The organism is Idiomarina sp. OT37-5b, from assembly GCF_002968395.1.
In the GTDB taxonomy this organism is placed as follows: Bacteria; Pseudomonadota; Gammaproteobacteria; order Enterobacterales; family Alteromonadaceae; genus Idiomarina; species Idiomarina aquatica.
On sequence record NZ_CP027188.1, the window covers coordinates 338,468 to 357,417 of the forward strand.

Genomic DNA, 18,950 nt, shown 5'->3' on the forward strand with positions numbered 1-18,950 from the left:
CTGGAGAAATAAATGGCGGTTGCAGCAAATAAACGTTCAGTGATGACGTTGTATTCGGGTCGGGATGATTTGAAAAGTCATCAAGTTCGCTTGGTCTTAGCCGAGAAGGGCGTAAGTGTTGAAATCAGTTACGTTGATGGTGATGAACGTCCGGAAGATTTGATTCAGCTGAATCCTTACCCTGATGCGACGCCGACCTTGGTGGATAGAGAACTGGTCCTGTACGATGCGCAAATCATCATGGAATACCTCGATGAGCGTTTTCCTCATCCTCCATTGATGCCGGTGTATCCGGTCGCTCGTGGCACCAGCCGTTTGATGATGTATCGCATTGAGCGTGATTGGTACGCGCTGGCCGATAAGATCCTCGCCGGCGACAACGCAGCACGGCAGGAACTTAAGGAAGGACTGCTGTCACTGGCACCGATTTTCGCTGATACGCCTTATTTCATGAGCGAAGAATTCAGCTTAGTCGATTGCTATATTGCGCCGCTGTTATGGCGTTTACCGGCCTACGGTATTCAACTGGAAGGTCAGGGCGCAAAAGACATTAAAGCGTACATGATTCGTGTGTTCGAGCGTAAAACGTTCCAGGAATCACTCACCGACGCCGAAAAAGAACTGGCACGCTAGTTCTTGCTCGCTACCTTTGGGAGGCGATGATGAAAGTGACTGATATGACCCCTAAGCGCCCGTATTTACTGCGGGCCTTATACGACTGGATTGTGGATAACCAGCTGACACCACATCTGGTGGTCGACGCTACGATTGTAGGTACTAAGGTGCCACAACAATTCGTCAACGACGGACAAATTACGCTGAATATTTCACCCAGCGCGGTTGTGGGTCTGCAACTGCTGGATGATGAAATACGTTTTAATGCGCGGTTTGGCGGTCAGCCAATGGAAGTGATCGTGCCGATGACGGCAGCGCTTGCCTTGTTCGCCCGCGAAAACGGTGCCGGGGCGATGTTTGAAGCCGAGCCTCAGCTGGATAAAATGCCATCTACGGATGACGATGCCGGCGACGCACCTGAGGCGAGCCCGGAGAAAAGCTCTACAACCCGTAAACGTCCTAATCTGAAAGTCATTAAGTAATAAAATAGGTGTTTAAGGCCCCGCTTAGCAAAACTCCGCGTAAACCCTCGCCCAATCGGGCGGGGATACAAGCGGGAACCGCGCAGCGGTTCTAGTCCGGTGTAGCCTGACTCTGCACATACTCTCTCAGTGTTTCAATAGTTGCCCCGCCTGCACTACAGGCAAAGTAAGAGCGTGACCAGAGCGCTGCGCTTTTGCTTTGCCGGGGTATGTGGGTATTGAGTATGCGTATCCGGCGAGATGAAACCGATTTCAGGTTGTTCACCATAACGCTGATCGCCAGCTTCGGGGGATAGGCTATCAGCAGGTGAACGTGATCCGCTTCAACGTCCATTTCCAGCAGGTCACACTCCAATTTCCCGCAAGCAGAATCAAACGCTTCACGTAGTTGCTCAATCATATAGCCGTTGAACAGTTTTCGCCGGTACTTGGTGGTAAAGACCAGATGCACAACCAGCTTGGTGACGCTGTGGCGTTTTCGGAGGTAATCTGCAGCAACGCTTTATTATGCATACTCACTTGAAGAGTGACCTTACTGGCTTATAATAAATGAATCATATCAATGAGCGCTGAAATGTTAAAGGCCACGAAAGTACGCATCTACCCGACACCTGAACAGGCGGAATTTCTCAACCGCCAGTTCGGTGCTACGCGGTTCGTGTACAACAAGGCGTTGCATATCATCAGCTCACAGTACAAACGCCACGGCCTGAAGCTCAAGGCCAAGAAAGACCTTAAGCCGCTGTTGGCGGTGGCGAAAAAGTCCCGCAAGTATCACTGGCTCAAGGATTTTGACTCGATTGCACTCCAGCAAGCGTGCATCAACCTCGATGAAGCCTTCCAGAACTTTTTTGACCCGAAGCTTCCCGCCCGTTATCCGAAGTTCAAGCGCAAACACGGTAAACAATCCAGCTACCACTGCATGAGTGTGAGTGCTGGTGAGAACTGGATCAAAGTGCCGAAGATGAAACCGATTAAGGCGCGGGTCCACCGTGAGCTGGACGGAAAGCTCAAGAGCGTAACGCTGTCGCGCACGGTAACAGGGAAATACTATGCCTCGCTGTTGCTCGAAGACGGCTTGGAAACACCTGCCCCATTGCATAGCGTTGATACCGTGCTGGGCGTTGATATGGGGCTCACCCATCTTGCTATCGACTCCGAAGGAAACAAGACGGCGAATCCCCGTTTCCTGAAACGCGCCCAGTCTAACTTGCGACGCAAGCAAAAGGCCCTGTCCCGGTGCCGGAAAGGCAGCAAAGGACGTACGAAAGCACGCTTGAAACTTGCCAAGGCGCATGAGCGCCTAGCGAATGCACGTGCGGATTTCCAGCACAACCTGTCCCGACAACTCATTGACGAAAACCAAGCGGTGGTAGTCGAGACCCTAAAAGTAAAAAACCTGCTGAAGAGCCGGAAGCTATCCAAGCACATCGCAGACGCAAGCTGGTTCGGCCTGATTCAGAAACTGGAATACAAGGCGAAGGAGCAGGGCAAACATCTGGTCAAAATCGACCAGTGGTTCGCCAGCTCCAGGACCTGCTCCTGCTGTGGGCACAAGGTAGACACCCTGCCGTTGTCGGTGCGTAACTGGTCGTGCCCTGCTTGTAAAGCAGAGCTTGACCGCGACATCAACGCCGCGGTCAATATCCGCCAGCAGGGTATTATCAAACTAAGAGCCGAAGGACTGTCGGTTCCTGCCAATGGAGGCTTGCGTAAATCCGGCCACGCGCCGGTTGCTGCCTGAGAAGTTGGAAGCCTCGCCCGGCAGGGCGGGGAGCAGTCACCGAGACGCCTTAAACGCTTTGATGACACGAGTTACACCTTTTACGTTGCGGGCAATGTCGACCGCGATGTTGGCCGAATCACCACCGACAATCCCCAACAAGAACACTTCACCATTCTCGGTAACCACTTTTACATCCGATGCATCGACCTTATCGTTCGCGGCGAGCTTCAGTTTTACCTGACTGGTAATCCAGGCGTCATTGGTCTGAGTAGAGAGGCCGGCCTGAGAGCTGATACGTACCTGGTTAAAAATGTTATCGATACCGTTAGTATCGCTAATGATGCGCTCGGCACGTTGACGAGCGGCTTCGTTCGGTACCTGCCCGATCAGTAATACATTCTGGTCATAACTGACCACACGTAAACGGTATTCACCTAATTGTTCGTCATTGCCAAGCTTAGCGTTGGCTTTCATTTCGATGGTCTGGTCGTCCAACTGGCTGCCGATAGTCCGCGGATCGGTTACCGAGCTAACGCCCAGTGCCGCTGCCCCGGTCGCAACCACGGCGCAACCATTCAAGGTTGCCAATAACGTGAGTGCCGTAGCAACTTGGGTAAAACGACGGCGTAAACAGGTTTGGCTAAGCTGTTGCATGATTAATCGTGCTCCTGAGGAAAAATGGTCTGTTCAATCAATTCGCATAGGCAATGGCTTATCAATAACTGTTGTTCAAGCACGCGCGCCGGATTCAGCGACGGTACCTGTATTTCCACATCATCCGCGCCAAGCAGACCCGACACCAGCTCGTTATTCTGTCCGGTTAAGGCGACAATGATCATTTCCCGGCTCAGTGCCACTTCCATGGTCTCGATTAACGTTTGGTCGTCACCGTCAGCTGCGGCAATCACAATCAAAATGTCATTACTTTGCGCCAGTGAAGCCACTTGTTGGTGGCCATAGGACTGTAATGGAATCGCCTGAAAAGCCGGCCGTTCCAGCTTCATTCCGCAATTCATTTTTTCAGCAAAATGCTGACTGAGCCAGGATGCCGACGCATTACCATGAACAAACAAACGCTGGCCATTGAGCAGACTATTGACCAACAGTCCGACAGTGTCTTCGATAACATCCGATAACCCTTCAACCGCCGATATTTGCGTCTGAATACTTTCGGTAAATACGGTTTTAACGCGCTCTGACTGCATGATTAAAAAGCATCCTTAAGCCAATTAATGGAAGCGTCGGGGCCGGTAATAGTGATCACATCAAAGCGTAACCTCAGCCGATGCTGATCCAGTCCCCGTTGCAGTAAAAAGTGTTGTGCTGTAAAACGAATTCTTCGACATTGTGCCGGAGTGATTTGTTCTAGCGCCGCTGCAAAATTCTCATCATGCCGGTATTTGACCTCGATAAATACATAGGCTTGTTGATGTTTTGCAATTAAATCGATTTCACCCCCCTCGATACGAAAATTACGTTCGACGAGTTGCAATCCTTGCTGCGATAAAAACGCGGCCGCGAGTTGTTCTGCGCGGTTTCCTTTGGCTTTTTTTGACATAGTTTACTTTAAGGGCTGAATGGCTTGCTCCTTAAAGATAGCCCAGTCGAGTTCTCTTTGTACGCGGTTAAATGCTATCGATAAACGTCCGTTAAATCCGCTCCACTGTGCGCCAGGGAATACATTAAGCGCCTGTGCTTTACTCACCAAATAAAGACTATCATGGCCCATGGCCAATAGTCGCGCTTCGTTAAAGCTCATGTCGGAGCGCAGTTCAAGCCACTGTTCGAGCGCCGAGCTTTGTTGATGAGCGCCGATGAGAAATGGACTGTCCGAGAACTGAACGCCGGACAAATCAGAATCACCGCCGCGGTTACTGCGTTCGTGCACCGAGGAACTGGCGTATACGGTCAGCGGTGGCGCAAAAGGCGACAGATTGACATCAATAAACGGCTTTAATAACCGCACCTGCGCCAAATTACCGGGTAAGTACACCGAGTCAACGTCAGCACGACTGCGCTCCTGCTCGTCGACAATGATTTTACCGGCCGCGATTTTGACCTCGCGGATACGCTGTTTACTCGCGCTGATACCGAGCAACTCCTCGACCACGGGTTGCATTTGCTCTTGCTCAGCATACCAGCCGACGGTCGCTGAGTGATCACTTACTTGCTGCAAACGTTGTTGAAAGTTCTCCACCATGCGGCGGCTGGAGCCGCTATTGGCGGCAAAAATCAACGGTGCCTGTTGCGACTGCGAGGCAAGATATTCAGCGGCCTGATGAGCCTCATCCTCCGGTGCCAGTGCAAACTGGATAATGGTATTGGTGGGTACCGTTGATAATACACCGTCGCTCTCATTCAGCATAAGATGAAAAACGCCGGGTAACGGGCGTTTCAGCCAGGCTTCAACGTTGTCCTTCAATAACGGTCCGATAACATGAGTGACGCCGGACTCGACAATTTGGGCGGCCTGCTGTTCGATGTCGGTACGGTTGGTGTCGATAAAGGTAATGTCTTGTTGCTGCTCTGCCGCTGCCATCAGTAAACCGTCGCGAACGGCTATGCCTTGTGCCTGATAGCGTCCCGATAACGGCAGTAGAGCGATAACCTGCTGCGGTGTTTGCCAGGACTGCTGTTGCCATTCGGTCACTAAACCATTGGCGAGATGATCCGGGTAGCTTGATTGCCAGCGGGCAAACCCCTCTGCCAGATCAATCGACTGTTGCTGGCTGTCATGAAACAGTTTCGCCAGCCGCCACCAACCGGCTATGGTACTGTTTGACGGCCGTTGCTGTGGCAGTTGCGCAGCGGGAACCTGACGTAGATAGCGCCAAATAGCGTCACGGCTTTGTTGTGCTGTCGCTTCACCATGATACTGCTCCGCTTCTATTTGTCGCACCACGGCTTGCCAATACTGATTTTGTTGAGCGTAGCTGAGCGCCAACAAGTTAAGCGCCTGTAGCCTTAAGCGCCGTTGTTGGAATCGTTGGGCGATGGGCTCAAGGGTGGTGGAAACCTGTTGCCACTGTTGCTGCTGTGCCAACCACTGTGCCTGAGCAAGACGGAACAGCGGGTAGGCGGACGGCGTCAGTTGCCGAGGACTGATTTGACTCAAAATTGCCGCGCTTTGTTGCCACTGTTCGTCGTTTTGAAACGCTAACGCAGCATGAATGAGCAAAGTTTGTTGTTGTGCCGTCGAGTCCGCTTCGCGGGCATCCGCCAGCCATTCAGCCGCAGCGCGTTGACTTTTTATCGTGTCGGTCAGCACTTCGTTGCCGTTGTCGGGAGCTGTCGCGGGTGGCACCGACGACGGCTGCTCGACCGAGCTGCATTGTGTGAGCAGAACGGTGCTCAGCATGGCAATGCCAGCTCGCATGATGCGAGTATAAACTGTACGACTGAATTGAATCGTCACGGAAACCTGTCCTCTGCCAAAGCCTGGCTGGTGATGATACTATAATGCCAAGGTTGATTGAAACAAACAAAGGCACACATGTCGTCCGCTGGTACTGTAAAAGAAACGAAAAACACAGGCACACTTTATATTGTTCCGACGCCGATTGGTAATTTGGGGGATTTATCGGAACGAGCCGTAGCGGTGCTACGCACGGTTGACTGTGTCGCCGCTGAAGATACCCGGCATAGCCGCCCGTTACTGCAGCAGGTTGGCTCTAAGGCTCGCGTCATTGCTTTGCATGAGCATAACGAGCAGCAGAAAGCGCAGACGCTGATCGAACAACTTGAGCAGGGACAGTCGATTGCATTGATCAGTGATGCGGGAACACCGTTAATCAGTGATCCGGGTTATGTCATGGTGCGCGCCTGCAGACGTCAGGGAATTCCGGTGGTCGCGTTACCGGGCCCCTGTGCGATCACCACGGCATTGAGTGGTGCCGGTATCGCGACGGACCGCTTCACTTTTGAAGGGTTTTTGCCCGCTAAGCCACAGCAACGGCGTAAGCAACTGGAGCTGCTAAAAACAGAAGTGCGGACATTGGTATTCTATGAATCACCACATCGCATCCTGCACACCCTGCAGGATATGGCCGAGGTTATCGGGCCAGAGCGTGAGCTAGTGCTGGCGCGTGAATTAACCAAGCAGTTCGAAACCTACTTGTTCGGTAACGCCGAACAACTTTTGCAGCGCTTGCATGACGACAGCAATCAGCAACGCGGTGAAATGGTGTTAATGGTTGCTGGCTTTCAGCCGTCGGAACAGACCTCTGACGAACCGGGAGCTGAGGCACAGAGAGCATTACGAGTGCTATGTGAAGAGCTGCCATTAAAGAAAGCGGCGGCATTAGTCGCCAAGCTCTACGATGAGCGAAAAAATGCACTCTACCAATGGGGTCTGAAAAACCTTAATAATTGATTGAGGTCTGTGTCGACAGGGCGTATGATTGCGCGCTTGGGAAGCCTGCCAGACAATCGCTGCTCATGCTTGCATGAGGGGAGGAAAGTCCGGGCTCCACAGGGCAGGGTGCCAGGTAACGCCTGGGCGGTGTAAACCGACGACCAGTGCAACAGAGAGCAAACCGCCGATGGCCGCTTGCGGCACAGGTAAGGGTGAAAGGGTGCGGTAAGAGCGCACCGCGCGACTGGTAACAGTTCGTGGCACGGTAAACTCCACCCGGAGCAAGGTCAAATAGGGGTTCTATGGCGCGGCCCGCGTTGAACCCGGGTAGACTGCATGACGATCAGGGTGACTTGATCGCTAGATGAATGATTGTCCACGACAGAACCCGGCTTATCGGCGGGCTTCCCTCCTTCTTTATGTAACCGTTCTCTCAGTTTCAGAAATACGTCCCAAATACGCCTCAATACGCCTCAATACGCCATTAGCCAAAATGCCTTTTGGCTTCAACGACTTGACGTAAAAATCCTGAAAATTTCACGAAAAGCCCAGTTTCCGCAAGGTTTTTAGCTTGACAGTGGGAAGTTTAACTACCTAGACTGTAACATTGTGGGGATTTGTGGATAATCGTGGATCAAAAATGATCAGGTGGGGATCATGTTCCGAGGGGCAACAACAATCAGTCTGGACAGTAAAGGGCGCTTAGCGATACCCGCTAAGTATCGTCATGCGCTGTCGATAGACTGTGACGGCAAGATGGTCTGCACGATAGATATCAAGCAGCCTTGCCTATTGTTGTATCCGCTACCGGAATGGCAAATCATCGAACGTAAGTTGACCCAATTATCCAGCATGAATCCAGCAGAACGCCGTTTACAGCGTTTACTGCTTGGCCACGCCGACGACTGTGATATGGATAAAAATGGCCGTTTGCTCATTTCTGCACCACTGCGGCAGCATGCCGGGCTTGATAAAAAGCTGATGTTGGTGGGGCAGTTAAATAAGTTTGAAATTTGGGACGAAGCCGCCTGGCATGACCAAATTGCGCAAGATATGGATGTTGAGCGTGAAGGCGATTTCACCTTAAACGAACGCTTGGAAGATTTCTCTTTATAATGACAACAACGACACCGCAACACGTTTCGGTGCTTTTAGAAGAATCCATTACTGCGTTAGTGATTGATCCGCAAGGCACCTATATTGACGCCACCTTTGGACGTGGCGGTCACACGCGTGCGTTGCTACAGCAACTCGGTGACCAAGGGCGCGTTATCGCGCTCGACCAAGACCCTCAGGCGATCGAAGCAGCCAGCCACATTGATGACCCTCGTTTTAGCATTATCCACACCCCCTTTTCACGCTTGGGCGAGGTGATTGAACAACAACAACTGACCCACCAGGTCACCGGCATTCTGTTCGACCTTGGCGTCTCCTCCCCACAATTGGATGACGCCGAGCGTGGTTTCAGCTTTATGCGCGACGGTCCACTCGACATGAGAATGGACAGTTCACAAGGCGAAACCGCGGCAGAATGGCTAAACCATGCCAGCTTTGATGACATCGTTTATGTACTGAAAGTCTATGGCGAAGAGCGTTTCGCCCGAAAAATTGCTCGCGCTATAGTCCATGATCGTGAGTTGGAACCCTTTACTCGCACGAAGCAACTGGCTGACTTGATTGGCCGCGTTGCGCCTAGTAAGGAACGTCATAAACATCCGGCGACGCGGTCGTTCCAGGCGATCCGTATTCACATTAACCGTGAACTGGAACAAATTGAAGCCGCGTTGGATGCTTCTTTGGACGCCCTGAAAGAAGGTGGACGGCTGGTGGTGATTAGCTTCCATAGTCTGGAAGACCGCATCGTCAAACGCTTTATGCGTGCTCACAGCCAGGGTAAACAAGTGCCGGCCGGGTTGCCACTGACCGAAGCGGAACTGAATAAAGATCGCACGCTGGCGCTGGAAGGAAAAGCCATCAAGCCGTCAGCACAGGAACTGCAACATAACCCACGGGCGCGCAGCTCGGTGTTACGGGTAGCGCGGAGGTTGGCTCATGGCTAAACCACGTTATCCGACATTACCGGTCATGCTGCTGCAGGATCTGCGCCGCTATAAATGGGTGATCGCGTTGATGTTGTTAGTGATGATGACCGCATTGAGTGTCATTTATATCGCCCATCAAAACCGGCAACTTACCGCGGCCAGAGATCAATTGCTCTCTAACCGCGACCTATTGGATCGCGAATGGCGACACCTGGTGATCGAGCAAAACTCACTTACCGAGCACAGTCGTGTCGAACGGATCGCGCAGGAACAGCTGGGTATGGTCGATATTACCCGCGAGCATGAGGTGGTCGTGCCATGGCAATAAGACCACAGCCAAAAACAGCGGCCAAGCGCAACCGTAAAAACAAACCGGCTGTCGGCACACAGTGGCGTTTTTATGTGGCGGTCAGTATTTTGTTCTCGGTGTTCAGTGTGCTGGTGGCGCGCGCCGCTTACATTCAGGTCATCAGTCCGGAGCGTTATTCATCGCAGGGCGATATGCGTTCGTTGCGCTCAGCCAGTTTGAGTGTGCAACGCGGCATGATCGTTGACCGTAACGGTCGCGAGTTGGCTGTCAGCGTACCGGTTGAAACCGTTTGGGCCGACCCGCAGCGTATTGCGGAAGCCAATGCACTCAGTGATACGAGACGCTGGCAGGCATTAGCCGAAACGTTTCGGATGAATCGTGAAGAATTGGTTAGTAAGGTGTCTGACCCCGAGCGACGCTTTGTCTACCTACAACGTAAAGTGACGCCCAGCGAGGCCGATTATGTGCGCCAGTTAAATATCCCGGGTGTCTACTTAAAAACCGAATCACGCCGTTATTATCCAACCGGCGAAATCAGCGCCCATTTGTTGGGGCTGACCAACATTGACGGGCAGGGTCAAGAAGGGCTTGAACTGCTTTATGATGAACATCTAACCGGTACTCCCGGTAAGCGAGTTTATCGCAAGGACGCGCAAGGGCGGGTTATTGAAGAGGTGAGTCAAACCGACGCTGAGCAACCGAAACAATTAACCCTAAGCATTGATCAACGGATTCAGGCGACTGCCTACACCGAGTTGAAAAAAGCCGTGCGCTACAATCAGGCAACCTCGGGTAGTGCGGTGGTCATCGACGTTGATACCGGCGAAATTTTGGCGATGGTCAATAGCCCGTCCTTTAATCCTAACAATCGTGCGGACCTGCAAAGTTACAAAATGCGCAACCGGGCGATTACCGACAGCTACGAACCTGGCTCAACGGTTAAGCCATTGGTGGTGTTGAGCGCGTTGGAAAACCGCTTGCACAAAGCCGGTGACACCATCGATACCAGCCCTGGCTGGCTGCGCATCGGCGGACGCCGGGTCAGCGATCCGCGCAATTACGGCGAGCTGAACCTGGGCGGCATTCTCGAGCATTCATCAAACGTCGGGGTTACCAAAATCGCCCTGGAACTGGGCGTCGACCCGTTGTTGCAAACCTATTTTGATGTCGGCTTTGGTAATGATACCGGCGTGTCGTTACTGGGTGAAAGTATGGGCATGTTTGGTAACCGCCGGCGCTGGTCAGATTTTGAACTGGCGACCTTGTCCTACGGTTATGGACTTTCGGTCACCACGTTGCAACTGGCGCGCGCCTATACCGCCATTGCCAGCGGGGGCATGTTGCGGCCATTAACGATTTTCCGGCAGGAGTCGCCGTTACCGGCCGAGCAGGTGTTCAGCCCGGATAATACCCGAGCCGTTATCCGTATGATGGAACGGGTGGTCAGCGAGGGAACGGCAAAAGAAGCGCAAGTGCCGGGTTATCGTATCGCCGGCAAAACCGGAACCACACGAAAAGCGACGGCGACTGGCGGCTATGGCGACGAGTATGTGGCGTTATTTGCGGGAATGGCACCGGCGTCCGACCCCGAAGTGGTGGTTGTGGTGACCATTAATGAACCCGGCACCGATGATTATTATGGCGGTACCGCTGCCGCCCCGGTATTTTCTTCCATTGTGGGTCAGACCATGCGGTTACTGAATATTGCGCCTGATAACCTGCACAACGAACCAATGAAGGCTGCCAGTGTGGGAGGGCCTGTGCCATGAAGCTGCAACACCTGTTACACATGGTGCACCAACCTTTGCCCGATGTTGAGATCAGCGGGCTAAAACTGGACAGCAGACAGGTCGCCAATGGCGATTTGTTTGTTGCTGTGCCTGGCTACTTAACCGATGGCCGGCAGTTTATTCGCCAGGCGTTGGACAGTGGCGCCAGTGCGGTATTGGCAGAAGCGGAAAGCCTGACGGTTGAAGTGCTGGAGGGTGTTCCGGTGGTAAAAATGCCCGCCGTAAAAGAACAGTTGTCATTAATTGCGGGCACCTTTTTCGGCCATCCGTCCCGCCATGCCAAGGTGATAGGTGTGACCGGCACCAATGGCAAAACGTCGGTGACTCAGCTTATCGCGCAACTGGCTAAAGCGATGGGGCATGAGGCTGCGGTCATCGGTACCACCGGCAGTGGCCTTATTGGTCGCTTGCTGCCGGAAAAACACACCACACCGGATGCTGTTACCGTTCAACAACGTTTGGCGACGATGGTGGCAGAAGGTGCGCAGTGGATTGCTATGGAGGTGTCGTCCCACGCGCTGGTGCAGCGACGAGTTGAAGCGTTGAGTTTCAGTTCGGTAGCGGTGACCAACATTAGCCGTGACCATCTTGATTACCACGGCACGATGGATAATTACGTGCGGGCAAAGTATCGCCTGTTCAGTGACTTTGACGCCGGGCACCGGATAATTAATGCCGACGACCACGCCTTAGAAAGCTGGTTAGAGGACTTCCCTGACAGCATCACAACCGGTCTGTTTGAACAACCGAATGGTCAGGGTTTACGCGCCGAGAATATTCGCTACAACGGCGACGGCACCCATTTCGATGCGGTTTGGTATCAACCGCAGGGTCGAACACAGCAGGTCGAAGTGCAGTCGCCACTGCTCGGCCAGTTTAATGTTTATAACCTCCTGACTGCACTGGCGGTAATGGTTGCTGAAGGCGTGGCGTTAGCCGATGCGGCGGCAGCATGCCAGCAGTTGCAACCGGTTCCGGGCAGAATGGAAGCGTTTCAGAACGAGCGTTCGGCGCTCATCGTCGTCGACTATGCGCACACTCCGGACGCACTGCAGCAGGTATTGCAAGCCTTACGCAAGCACTGTAAAGGCAAGCTCTGGTGTGTGTTTGGTTGTGGCGGCGATCGCGATCGTGGTAAACGCCCGCAAATGGGTCAGGTGGCGGCTGAATACGCCGACGAGGTGGTGGTGACAGACGATAACCCCCGCACCGAGCCGGCAGAACAAATCATTGCCGATATCTTAGCGGGTACTGGCAGCAAAAAGCGTACTCGGGTGATTCAGGGGCGCCGCGAAGCGGTGCTGGATACTATCGCCCGGGCTGAGGCTGATGATGTGGTATTGCTAGCCGGAAAAGGCCATGAGGATTACCAGGTGATTGGCACCGAGCACATTGATTATAACGAACGGGCGATTGTTGCCGACTGGCTACGAGGAGACAATCTATGATTACGGTCAGCTTGCAATGGATAGCCGAGAAACTTGGCGCCAAAGTGGTAGGGACGGATGACGCTGCCGGAATAATGATCAGTAAAGTAAGCACTGACACGCGCGAATCCATGGCCGATGCGTTATTCATCGCGTTAAAAGGTAAAAACTTTGATGCGCATGAGTTCATTGACCAAGCCGCTGCCCAGGGTGCGAAGGCGGTGGTGTGTCAGCAGCAAGTCGACAGCAACATACCGCAACTTATTGTTGAAGACAGCCGCTACGCACTGGGTCAGCTTGGTGCAGCAGTAAAAGCCGAGGTTGCACCGAAAACCGTCGCCATAACCGGCAGCAACGGCAAAACGACGGTTAAAGAAATGCTGGCCGCGATTTTATCGCAACGGCATAAGGTGTTAGCGACCCAAGGTAACTTTAACAATGACATCGGCGTGCCGCTGACGCTGCTGCGTATTCAACCCGAACACGAATACGCCGTGATCGAATTAGGTGCGAATCACCCAGGGGAAATTGCCTATACCACGGCGCTAACGCGGCCCGACGTTGCCATTTTGAACAATGTTAGCGCCGCTCATGTTGAAGGATTTGGTTCGATACAGGGCGTAGCTCGCGCGAAAACTGAGATTTTTCGGGGCTTACCGGATGATGGCCTGGCGATAACGACTCGCCACTCGGAGTTCTTGCCCTGCTGGGAGCGCAACCGCGAGGGCAAACGCTGGCAAACCTTTGGCTGGGATGATGCCGCCGATGTTTATGCCAGTGACGTACAACTCGATGCTGAAGGACGGCCAAGTTTTACCTTACATTTGTTCGATAACCAAGCACGAGTGTCGTTGCAACTATCCGGTAAACACAACGTGCTCAATGCGCTGGCAGCGAGCACTGCTGCGCACGAACTGGGCGTAGGCATTGTTGATATCATCAGCGGGCTCGAATCGGTGCAGCCCGTCGCCGGGCGCTTGACCACTTATAAGCTGAGCGATCGTATTCGTCTTATCGATGACAGTTATAACGCCAGTGTCGCCTCAACCAAGGCGGCATTGGAGCTGCTGGGTGATTACCGGGGTTACCGAATTATGGTGCTGGGTGATATGGGCGAGCTGGGGGCAGACGCTCGTGCCTATCATGAAGAAGTCGGCAGCCACGCGCTCGACTGTGGTATCGATAATTTATTTACGCTCGGTGTGCTCAGTCAAAGTGCCAGCGAAGTGTTCAACGGCCGCGGTGGCCGACATTTTTCTTCGGTGGATGATATTGTCGCCGCCATTTTACAGATCATTACACAACAAAGCCTGGAGCAGCCGGTCACAGTGTTGGTTAAAGGCTCTCGCTCTGCACATATGGAGCGCGTTGTACAAGCGTTAAAAGAGCAGATGCAGAAGCAAACACAAGAGGACCAGCACGCATGTTAGTTTGGCTTGCGGAATACCTAACCCAGTTTGAGAGCGCGTTTAATGTGTTCTCCTATCTGACCCTACGCGCAATATTAAGTGTGCTGAGTGCACTGATTTTATCACTGTGGTTAGGTCCGTGGATGATCGCCCGGTTACAGCGTCTGCAAATTGGCCAGACGGTGCGTGATGATGGCCCACAAAGTCACCTCAGTAAAACCGGCACCCCGACCATGGGCGGGGTGCTGATCCTCGTTGCCATTGTTGGCTCAAGTCTGTTGTGGGCGGATTTAGATAACCGCTATGTATGGGTGGTTTTGTTTGTCGTTATTGGTTTTGGCGTGGTCGGATTTATTGATGATTACCGTAAAGTGGTGCGCAAAGATCCAAAAGGCCTTATCGCCAAGTGGAAGTATTTCTGGCAATCCATCATTGCTAGCGTGGCGGTGGTTTACCTGTACTGGTCCAGCAGCCTGCCAAGTGAAACCGCACTGTTGGTGCCGTTTTTCAAAGAGGTTATGCCACAGCTCGGGCTGATGTATCTGCTACTGGGTTACTTTGTCATTGTTGGTACCAGTAATGCGGTAAACCTGACCGACGGGCTGGATGGGTTGGCGATCATGCCGACGGTAATGGTGGCTGGCGCACTCGGCGTGTTCGCCTACGCGTCCGGTAACATTAATTTTGCCGAGTATTTACAAATTCCGCACTTACCCTTGTCCGGTGAACTGCTGGTGGTTTGTGCGGCCATTGTTGGCGCCGGGCTTGGCTTTCTGTGGTTTAACACCTACCCGGCAATGGTGTTCATGGGCGATGTCGGTTCGTTGTCACTCGGTGCCACGCTCGGCACCATCGCCATCCTGGTGCGCCAGGAACTGGTGCTGTTCATTATGGGTGGCGTGTTTGTGATGGAAACCGTCTCGGTGATGTTGCAGGTTGGCTCCTACAAACTGCGTGGTAAACGCATTTTCCGGATGGCACCCATTCATCATCATTACGAATTAAAAGGCTGGCCGGAACCACGGGTGATCGTGCGCTTCTGGATTTTATCATTAATTTTTGTGCTGATAGGGCTGGCAACGCTCAAGCTGCGTTAAGCTTGGACGTGCCAGCACGACAAACGGAGTGCTGAAAAAATGTCGTCAATTGACTGGCAAAACGTAGAACAAATCACGGTACTGGGCTTGGGTAAGTCCGGCCTTTCCGTGCTGCGTTACTTGCAACGTCAGTTTAACAACGACATCAGCAACGGTACCTTAAGCATTAGGGCGTTCGATTCACGAGAGCAGGCGCCGGGGCGAGAACAGGCAAGTGCCTTGATCGGCGCAGAGAACGTGTTTTGTCGGCGTTGGCAGTTGGAAGACACGCTGGCGGCGGATGTACTGGTGTTAAGCCCCGGTATCGACGCGCGTGAAGAGCCTATCGAGCTGGCGATGCAAGCCGGCGTGATCGTCACCGGCGATGTTGAACTGTTTGCCCAGCAGGTGCGCCAGCCGGTGGTGGCGATTACCGGCTCTAATGGCAAGTCGACGGTTACCCGAATGGTAGAACACATTGCTCGACGCGCCGGTATCAACGCACTCGCGGCAGGTAATATTGGCTTGCCGGTATTGGATGCGCTGGCGCAAAACGCTGACGCCTATGTGCTGGAGCTGTCCAGTTTTCAGTTGGAAACCCTCAATTCATTGCGGCCAAAGGCCGCGACCGTGCTCAATATCAGCCCGGATCATATGGATCGTTATCCGAGCCTGGCCGACTATACGGCGGCGAAACTGCGCATTTATCAGGGTTCGGAGATACAGGTGCTGAACCGTCAGCAACCGGAGTGCTGGCCAACCCAGTGCAGCTCAACCTTACGCTTTGGTGATGACGATGCGGCAGAGTTTGGGCTCATCAGGCACCAGGACGAAACCTGGATTAGCTATCAGGGTAAACGTCTGCTTGGCGCTCATCAATTGACGGTGCAGGGCTTGCATAACTTGCTCAACGCCCAGGCAGCACTGGCATTAAGTTCAGCATTGGGTATCTCCGTTAATGAGGCAGCCCGTCATCTGGTCCAGTTTTATGGTCTCCCGCATCGTTGCCAATTAGTGACAGAGCGCAACGGTGTTAAGTGGGTGAATGATTCGAAAGCCACCAATATCGGAGCAACCGAGGCCGCCATTAAGGGTATGCGCCCGATTGTCGCCGGTAAATTGATTCTTATCGCCGGCGGAGAGGGCAAAGGCGCCGACTTTAGCGCGTTACAGGCAAGTTTGAAGCAGGTCGATGTGCTATTAACCATTGGCAAAGACGGGCCGGCCATTGGCGCATTATTCAATGGCTCACGGCAGTTACAAAGCCTTGACGATGCGGTAGCGTTGGCGTCAACCCTGAGTGAACCGGGCGATATGGTACTGCTGTCGCCTGCCTGCGCCAGTTTTGATCAGTTTGATAATTTTGAACATCGCGGTGACGTGTTCGCCCGGGCTGTGGAGGCGCATGATGAACAAAGCGCATGAACAACAGCTTGATCTGAATATGCAGACAACGTCGCGGAAGCCATTAGCGGCTACCTTGGCGTGGTTGTGGCCGGGCCACGCGAACAGTCTTTATGACCGCGTGCTGTTGACGCTGTCGATGGTGTTGTTGATTTTTGGTTTTATTATGGTGACCTCGGCATCGTTGCCCACGGCTGAAAAGTTAACCGGTAATCCGTTTCACTTTGCTATCCGCCATACGGTGTATGTCATCGCCGGTCTGATAGTGATGCTGGTGACGCTGGCCATCCCCACCCAGTTGTGGCAACGGCATAGTGGCAAGTTGTTGCTGACGGGGCTGGGCATGTTGGTACTGGTGCTGCTGGTCGGCCACTCGGTCAATGGCGCTCAGCGCTGGATAAAAATTGGACCGATCACGATCCAGGTCGCGGAACTGGCGAAACTGTTCTTTTACATTTATATGGCCAGCTATTTGTCACGGCGAGAAGAGGAAATCCGCGAGGCGACCAAAGGTTTTATTAAGCCGTTGGTACTGCTTTTTATCGCCGCAGTGTTACTATTGATGCAACCCGACTTTGGTACCGTAGCGGTGATGTCGGCGACCACCATTGCCATGCTGTTCCTGGCAGGCGCCAAACTGTGGCAATTTTTTGGTGTGTTTCTTACCTGCGTGCTGGCGCTGATCCTGCTTATCATCGTTGAACCCTACCGGATGCAGCGGATGCTGACCTTTTTAGAGCCGGAGAAAGATCCCTTTGGTGCCGGCTATCAGTTGATGCAGTCACTGATTGCCTTTGGTCAGGGACAGTTTAGTGGCCTGGGGCTTGGCAACAGCATTCAGAAGCTGCAGTACCTGCCTGAGGCTCATACCGACTTTATTATGTCCGTGGTTGCTGAAGAGCTCGGTTTTATCGGCGTAGTGAGCGTTATTGTACTGGTGTTAATGCTGGTCAGCCGGGCGCTAGTGATCGGCCGTCGCTGTTTGTTGATCAATCACCGTTATGGTGGCTACCTGGCGTATGGTATCGGCGTGTGGTTCAGTCTGCAGGCTTTTGTCAACATTGGCGTAGCCTCGGGAGCTTTGCCGACGAAGGGCCTGACGTTACCACTGATCAGCTACGGCGGGACCAGCCTGGTGGTGTCATCACTGGCAGTAGGATTGTTGTTACGCATCGACCATGAACGGCGTATGAGTGGCCGCAAAGTGGCGCCGCGGGGAGGTGCTGAATGACACGGGCGTTGATCGCAGCTGCCGGTACCGGCGGTCATGTCTTCCCGGCGTTGGCCGTTGCTAAACAGTTGCAGCATAACGGCTGGCAGGTGGATTGGCTGGGCACGGAAGAAGGTCGGTTGGAATCGCGGGTGGTGCCGGCCAACGGCATCAACTTGCACCGCATTGCGATGACCGGTGTTCGTGGACATGGATTGTTGCGGCTGGTGAAGGCGCCGTTGCTGTTGGCGTCGGCGGTACGCCAGTGTCAGCGCTTACTGAAGCAGTTGCGTCCGGACATCGTGGTGACCTTTGGTGGTTATGTTTGTGCGCCACTGGGGATTGCCGCCAAGTTAGCCGGTATTCCGTTGCTGGTGCATGAGCAAAATGCGGTGCCGGGGATGACGACGCGTTTATTGGCACCTATCGCGACGGTGGTAATGGCAGGGTTGCCATTGCGTAAAAAAGTCATCAAGCGCGCGCAATGGGTGGGTAACCCGTTGCGCCGTGACATTGAACAATTGGCACAACGGCCGTTACCGGATTCCGCAAGCGGCCATCCGATCAAGTTGCTGGTGGTCGGCGGTAGTCTTGGCGCTCAAGTGCTCAATGAGGTTGTGCCGGAGGCCTTACAGAATATCGAACAGCAGCTAACAGGCACGCATCAGTGTGGTGAGGGTAAAGCGGAGACGGTAACCGCACGCTATCAACAACTGAACCGTCAACCGTTGCAAGTGGTCGAATTTATTGACGATATGGCAGCGGCTTATGACGCCGCCGATTTGGTGATTTGCCGCGCCGGCGCACTGACTGTGTCGGAATTGGCTGCGCTGGGTAAGCCAGCCATTTTTGTGCCACTGCCACATGCGGTCGACGATCATCAAACGGAGAATGCGCGGGTGATGGTTGAGGCAGGCGCAGCGCGGTTGATACCGCAAGCTGAGCTGACTGCCGCCAGCCTTGCAAAGGAGTTGCAAAGTTTATTGCAACAGCCACAACAACTGTGGAAAATGGCGCGCTTCGCGCGCCAGTGCGCTCGGCCCGACGCGACCGAAGCAGTGGCGCAGTTATGTATTGATGCGGTCCGGAACAGGGCTGCATAGCA

Annotated in this window: 19 protein-coding genes and 1 other RNA gene; 15 read left to right on the forward strand and 5 right to left on the reverse strand. The window is 53.4% G+C overall.

Features of this window, described 5'->3' with window-relative positions; translation table 11 throughout:
* Positions 1 to 12 precede the first annotated feature (12 nt).
* Together sspA and C5610_RS01645 are read left to right on the forward strand one after the other, a co-directional pair.
* Positions 13 to 633, forward strand: a complete 621-nt coding sequence (gene sspA, locus C5610_RS01640; protein ID WP_105305586.1) for a stringent starvation protein SspA — start codon at positions 13 to 15, stop codon at positions 631 to 633.
* 44 nt (positions 634 to 677) lie between these two features.
* Positions 678 to 1,097: a ClpXP protease specificity-enhancing factor gene (locus C5610_RS01645; protein ID WP_105307667.1), complete on the forward strand. Its 420-nt coding sequence runs from the start codon at positions 678 to 680 to the stop codon at positions 1,095 to 1,097.
* 91 nt (positions 1,098 to 1,188) lie between these two features.
* On the opposite strand, the gene tnpA is transcribed toward C5610_RS01645, so the two are convergent.
* Positions 1,189 to 1,554 carry an IS200/IS605 family transposase gene (gene tnpA, locus C5610_RS01650; RefSeq protein ID WP_105305587.1) on the reverse strand — a complete coding sequence of 122 codons (366 nt, stop codon included), beginning with the start codon at positions 1,552 to 1,554 and terminating at the stop codon, positions 1,189 to 1,191.
* A 105-nt stretch (positions 1,555 to 1,659) separates the two neighbouring features.
* On the opposite strand from tnpA, the gene C5610_RS01655 reads away from it, so the two are divergent.
* Complete coding sequence (locus tag C5610_RS01655; RefSeq protein ID WP_222843002.1) at positions 1,660 to 2,841, forward strand: RNA-guided endonuclease InsQ/TnpB family protein; 1,182 nt, start codon at positions 1,660 to 1,662, stop codon at positions 2,839 to 2,841.
* Positions 2,842 to 2,877: 36 nt separating this feature from the next.
* Here the strand turns inward: C5610_RS01655 and dolP are convergent, their stop codons facing one another.
* The 4 genes from dolP to C5610_RS01675 are packed head-to-tail and all read right to left on the reverse strand — an operon-like array spanning position 2,878 to position 6,238.
* Entirely contained in the window at positions 2,878 to 3,477 is a 600-nt protein-coding gene (gene dolP, locus C5610_RS01660) for a division/outer membrane stress-associated lipid-binding lipoprotein (protein ID WP_105305588.1), read from the reverse strand.
* Between the two features lie 2 nt (positions 3,478 to 3,479).
* Positions 3,480 to 4,028, reverse strand: coding sequence for an SIS domain-containing protein (locus C5610_RS01665; RefSeq protein WP_105305589.1), 549 nt, complete (start codon positions 4,026 to 4,028; stop codon positions 3,480 to 3,482).
* 2 nt (positions 4,029 to 4,030) lie between these two features.
* Positions 4,031 to 4,381, reverse strand: coding sequence for a YraN family protein (locus C5610_RS01670; RefSeq protein WP_105305590.1), 351 nt, complete (start codon positions 4,379 to 4,381; stop codon positions 4,031 to 4,033).
* A gap of 3 nt (positions 4,382 to 4,384) precedes the next feature.
* A complete protein-coding gene (locus tag C5610_RS01675) occupies positions 4,385 to 6,238 on the reverse strand; it encodes a penicillin-binding protein activator (RefSeq protein WP_158682636.1) in 1,854 nt (617 codons plus the stop codon).
* A 78-nt stretch (positions 6,239 to 6,316) separates the two neighbouring features.
* On the opposite strand from C5610_RS01675, the gene rsmI reads away from it, so the two are divergent.
* From rsmI to murG, 12 genes are all read left to right on the forward strand, one after another.
* Positions 6,317 to 7,195: a 16S rRNA (cytidine(1402)-2'-O)-methyltransferase gene (gene rsmI, locus C5610_RS01680; protein ID WP_105305592.1), complete on the forward strand. Its 879-nt coding sequence runs from the start codon at positions 6,317 to 6,319 to the stop codon at positions 7,193 to 7,195.
* Positions 7,196 to 7,235: 40 nt separating this feature from the next.
* Positions 7,236 to 7,589, forward strand: an RNA gene (gene rnpB, locus C5610_RS01685) — RNase P RNA component class A.
* A gap of 245 nt (positions 7,590 to 7,834) precedes the next feature.
* On the forward strand, positions 7,835 to 8,293 hold the full coding sequence (gene mraZ / locus C5610_RS01690) for a division/cell wall cluster transcriptional repressor MraZ (RefSeq protein WP_105305593.1): 459 nt from the start codon (positions 7,835 to 7,837) through the stop codon (positions 8,291 to 8,293).
* Positions 8,293 to 9,237 carry a 16S rRNA (cytosine(1402)-N(4))-methyltransferase RsmH gene (rsmH, locus tag C5610_RS01695; RefSeq protein WP_105305594.1) on the forward strand — a complete coding sequence of 315 codons (945 nt, stop codon included), beginning with the start codon at positions 8,293 to 8,295 and terminating at the stop codon, positions 9,235 to 9,237. Before mraZ ends, rsmH begins: the two co-directional genes overlap by 1 nt.
* Positions 9,230 to 9,547, forward strand: a complete 318-nt coding sequence (ftsL, locus tag C5610_RS01700) for a cell division protein FtsL (protein ID WP_105305595.1) — start codon at positions 9,230 to 9,232, stop codon at positions 9,545 to 9,547. The genes rsmH and ftsL overlap by 8 nt, the downstream gene beginning before the upstream one ends.
* Positions 9,538 to 11,298, forward strand: coding sequence for a peptidoglycan D,D-transpeptidase FtsI family protein (locus tag C5610_RS01705; RefSeq protein ID WP_105305596.1), 1,761 nt, complete (start codon positions 9,538 to 9,540; stop codon positions 11,296 to 11,298). The genes ftsL and C5610_RS01705 overlap by 10 nt, the downstream gene beginning before the upstream one ends.
* Positions 11,295 to 12,767: a UDP-N-acetylmuramoyl-L-alanyl-D-glutamate--2,6-diaminopimelate ligase gene (gene murE, locus C5610_RS01710; protein WP_105305597.1), complete on the forward strand. Its 1,473-nt coding sequence runs from the start codon at positions 11,295 to 11,297 to the stop codon at positions 12,765 to 12,767. Before C5610_RS01705 ends, murE begins: the two co-directional genes overlap by 4 nt.
* Positions 12,764 to 14,176 (forward strand): UDP-N-acetylmuramoyl-tripeptide--D-alanyl-D-alanine ligase, encoded by a 1,413-nt coding sequence (murF, locus tag C5610_RS01715; RefSeq protein ID WP_105305598.1) that lies wholly within the window; start codon positions 12,764 to 12,766, stop codon positions 14,174 to 14,176. Before murE ends, murF begins: the two co-directional genes overlap by 4 nt.
* Positions 14,170 to 15,252 carry a phospho-N-acetylmuramoyl-pentapeptide-transferase gene (mraY, locus tag C5610_RS01720; protein WP_105305599.1) on the forward strand — a complete coding sequence of 361 codons (1,083 nt, stop codon included), beginning with the start codon at positions 14,170 to 14,172 and terminating at the stop codon, positions 15,250 to 15,252. Before murF ends, mraY begins: the two co-directional genes overlap by 7 nt.
* 39 nt (positions 15,253 to 15,291) lie before the next feature.
* A complete protein-coding gene (murD, locus tag C5610_RS01725) occupies positions 15,292 to 16,656 on the forward strand; it encodes a UDP-N-acetylmuramoyl-L-alanine--D-glutamate ligase (RefSeq protein WP_105305600.1) in 1,365 nt (454 codons plus the stop codon).
* Positions 16,640 to 17,866, forward strand: coding sequence for a cell division protein FtsW (gene ftsW / locus C5610_RS01730; RefSeq protein ID WP_105305601.1), 1,227 nt, complete (start codon positions 16,640 to 16,642; stop codon positions 17,864 to 17,866). The genes murD and ftsW overlap by 17 nt, the downstream gene beginning before the upstream one ends.
* Positions 17,863 to 18,948: an undecaprenyldiphospho-muramoylpentapeptide beta-N-acetylglucosaminyltransferase gene (gene murG, locus C5610_RS01735; RefSeq protein ID WP_105305602.1), complete on the forward strand. Its 1,086-nt coding sequence runs from the start codon at positions 17,863 to 17,865 to the stop codon at positions 18,946 to 18,948. The genes ftsW and murG overlap by 4 nt, the downstream gene beginning before the upstream one ends.
* The last annotated feature ends 2 nt before the right edge of the window (positions 18,949 to 18,950 follow it).

Excerpts from the sequence above, each read along its gene's own strand:
- ftsW (WP_105305601.1), top strand. The coding sequence starts at position 16,640 with ATGAACAAAGCGCATGAACAACAGCTTGATCTGAATATGCAGACAACG.
- C5610_RS01645 (WP_105307667.1), top strand. The coding sequence starts at position 678 with ATGACCCCTAAGCGCCCGTATTTACTGCGGGCCTTATACGACTGGATT.
- C5610_RS01705 (WP_105305596.1), top strand. The coding sequence starts at position 9,538 with ATGGCAATAAGACCACAGCCAAAAACAGCGGCCAAGCGCAACCGTAAA.
- dolP (WP_105305588.1), bottom strand. The coding sequence starts at position 3,477 with ATGCAACAGCTTAGCCAAACCTGTTTACGCCGTCGTTTTACCCAAGTT.
- murE (WP_105305597.1), top strand. The coding sequence starts at position 11,295 with ATGAAGCTGCAACACCTGTTACACATGGTGCACCAACCTTTGCCCGAT.
- rsmH (WP_105305594.1), top strand. The coding sequence starts at position 8,293 with ATGACAACAACGACACCGCAACACGTTTCGGTGCTTTTAGAAGAATCC.
- C5610_RS01655 (WP_222843002.1), top strand. The coding sequence starts at position 1,660 with ATGAGCGCTGAAATGTTAAAGGCCACGAAAGTACGCATCTACCCGACA.
- ftsL (WP_105305595.1), top strand. The coding sequence starts at position 9,230 with ATGGCTAAACCACGTTATCCGACATTACCGGTCATGCTGCTGCAGGAT.
- murD (WP_105305600.1), top strand. The coding sequence starts at position 15,292 with ATGTCGTCAATTGACTGGCAAAACGTAGAACAAATCACGGTACTGGGC.
- mraY (WP_105305599.1), top strand. The coding sequence starts at position 14,170 with ATGTTAGTTTGGCTTGCGGAATACCTAACCCAGTTTGAGAGCGCGTTT.
- C5610_RS01670 (WP_105305590.1), bottom strand. The coding sequence starts at position 4,381 with ATGTCAAAAAAAGCCAAAGGAAACCGCGCAGAACAACTCGCGGCCGCG.
- C5610_RS01665 (WP_105305589.1), bottom strand. The coding sequence starts at position 4,028 with ATGCAGTCAGAGCGCGTTAAAACCGTATTTACCGAAAGTATTCAGACG.
- sspA (WP_105305586.1), top strand. The coding sequence starts at position 13 with ATGGCGGTTGCAGCAAATAAACGTTCAGTGATGACGTTGTATTCGGGT.
- mraZ (WP_105305593.1), top strand. The coding sequence starts at position 7,835 with ATGTTCCGAGGGGCAACAACAATCAGTCTGGACAGTAAAGGGCGCTTA.
- murG (WP_105305602.1), top strand. The coding sequence starts at position 17,863 with ATGACACGGGCGTTGATCGCAGCTGCCGGTACCGGCGGTCATGTCTTC.
- rsmI (WP_105305592.1), top strand. The coding sequence starts at position 6,317 with ATGTCGTCCGCTGGTACTGTAAAAGAAACGAAAAACACAGGCACACTT.
- murF (WP_105305598.1), top strand. The coding sequence starts at position 12,764 with ATGATTACGGTCAGCTTGCAATGGATAGCCGAGAAACTTGGCGCCAAA.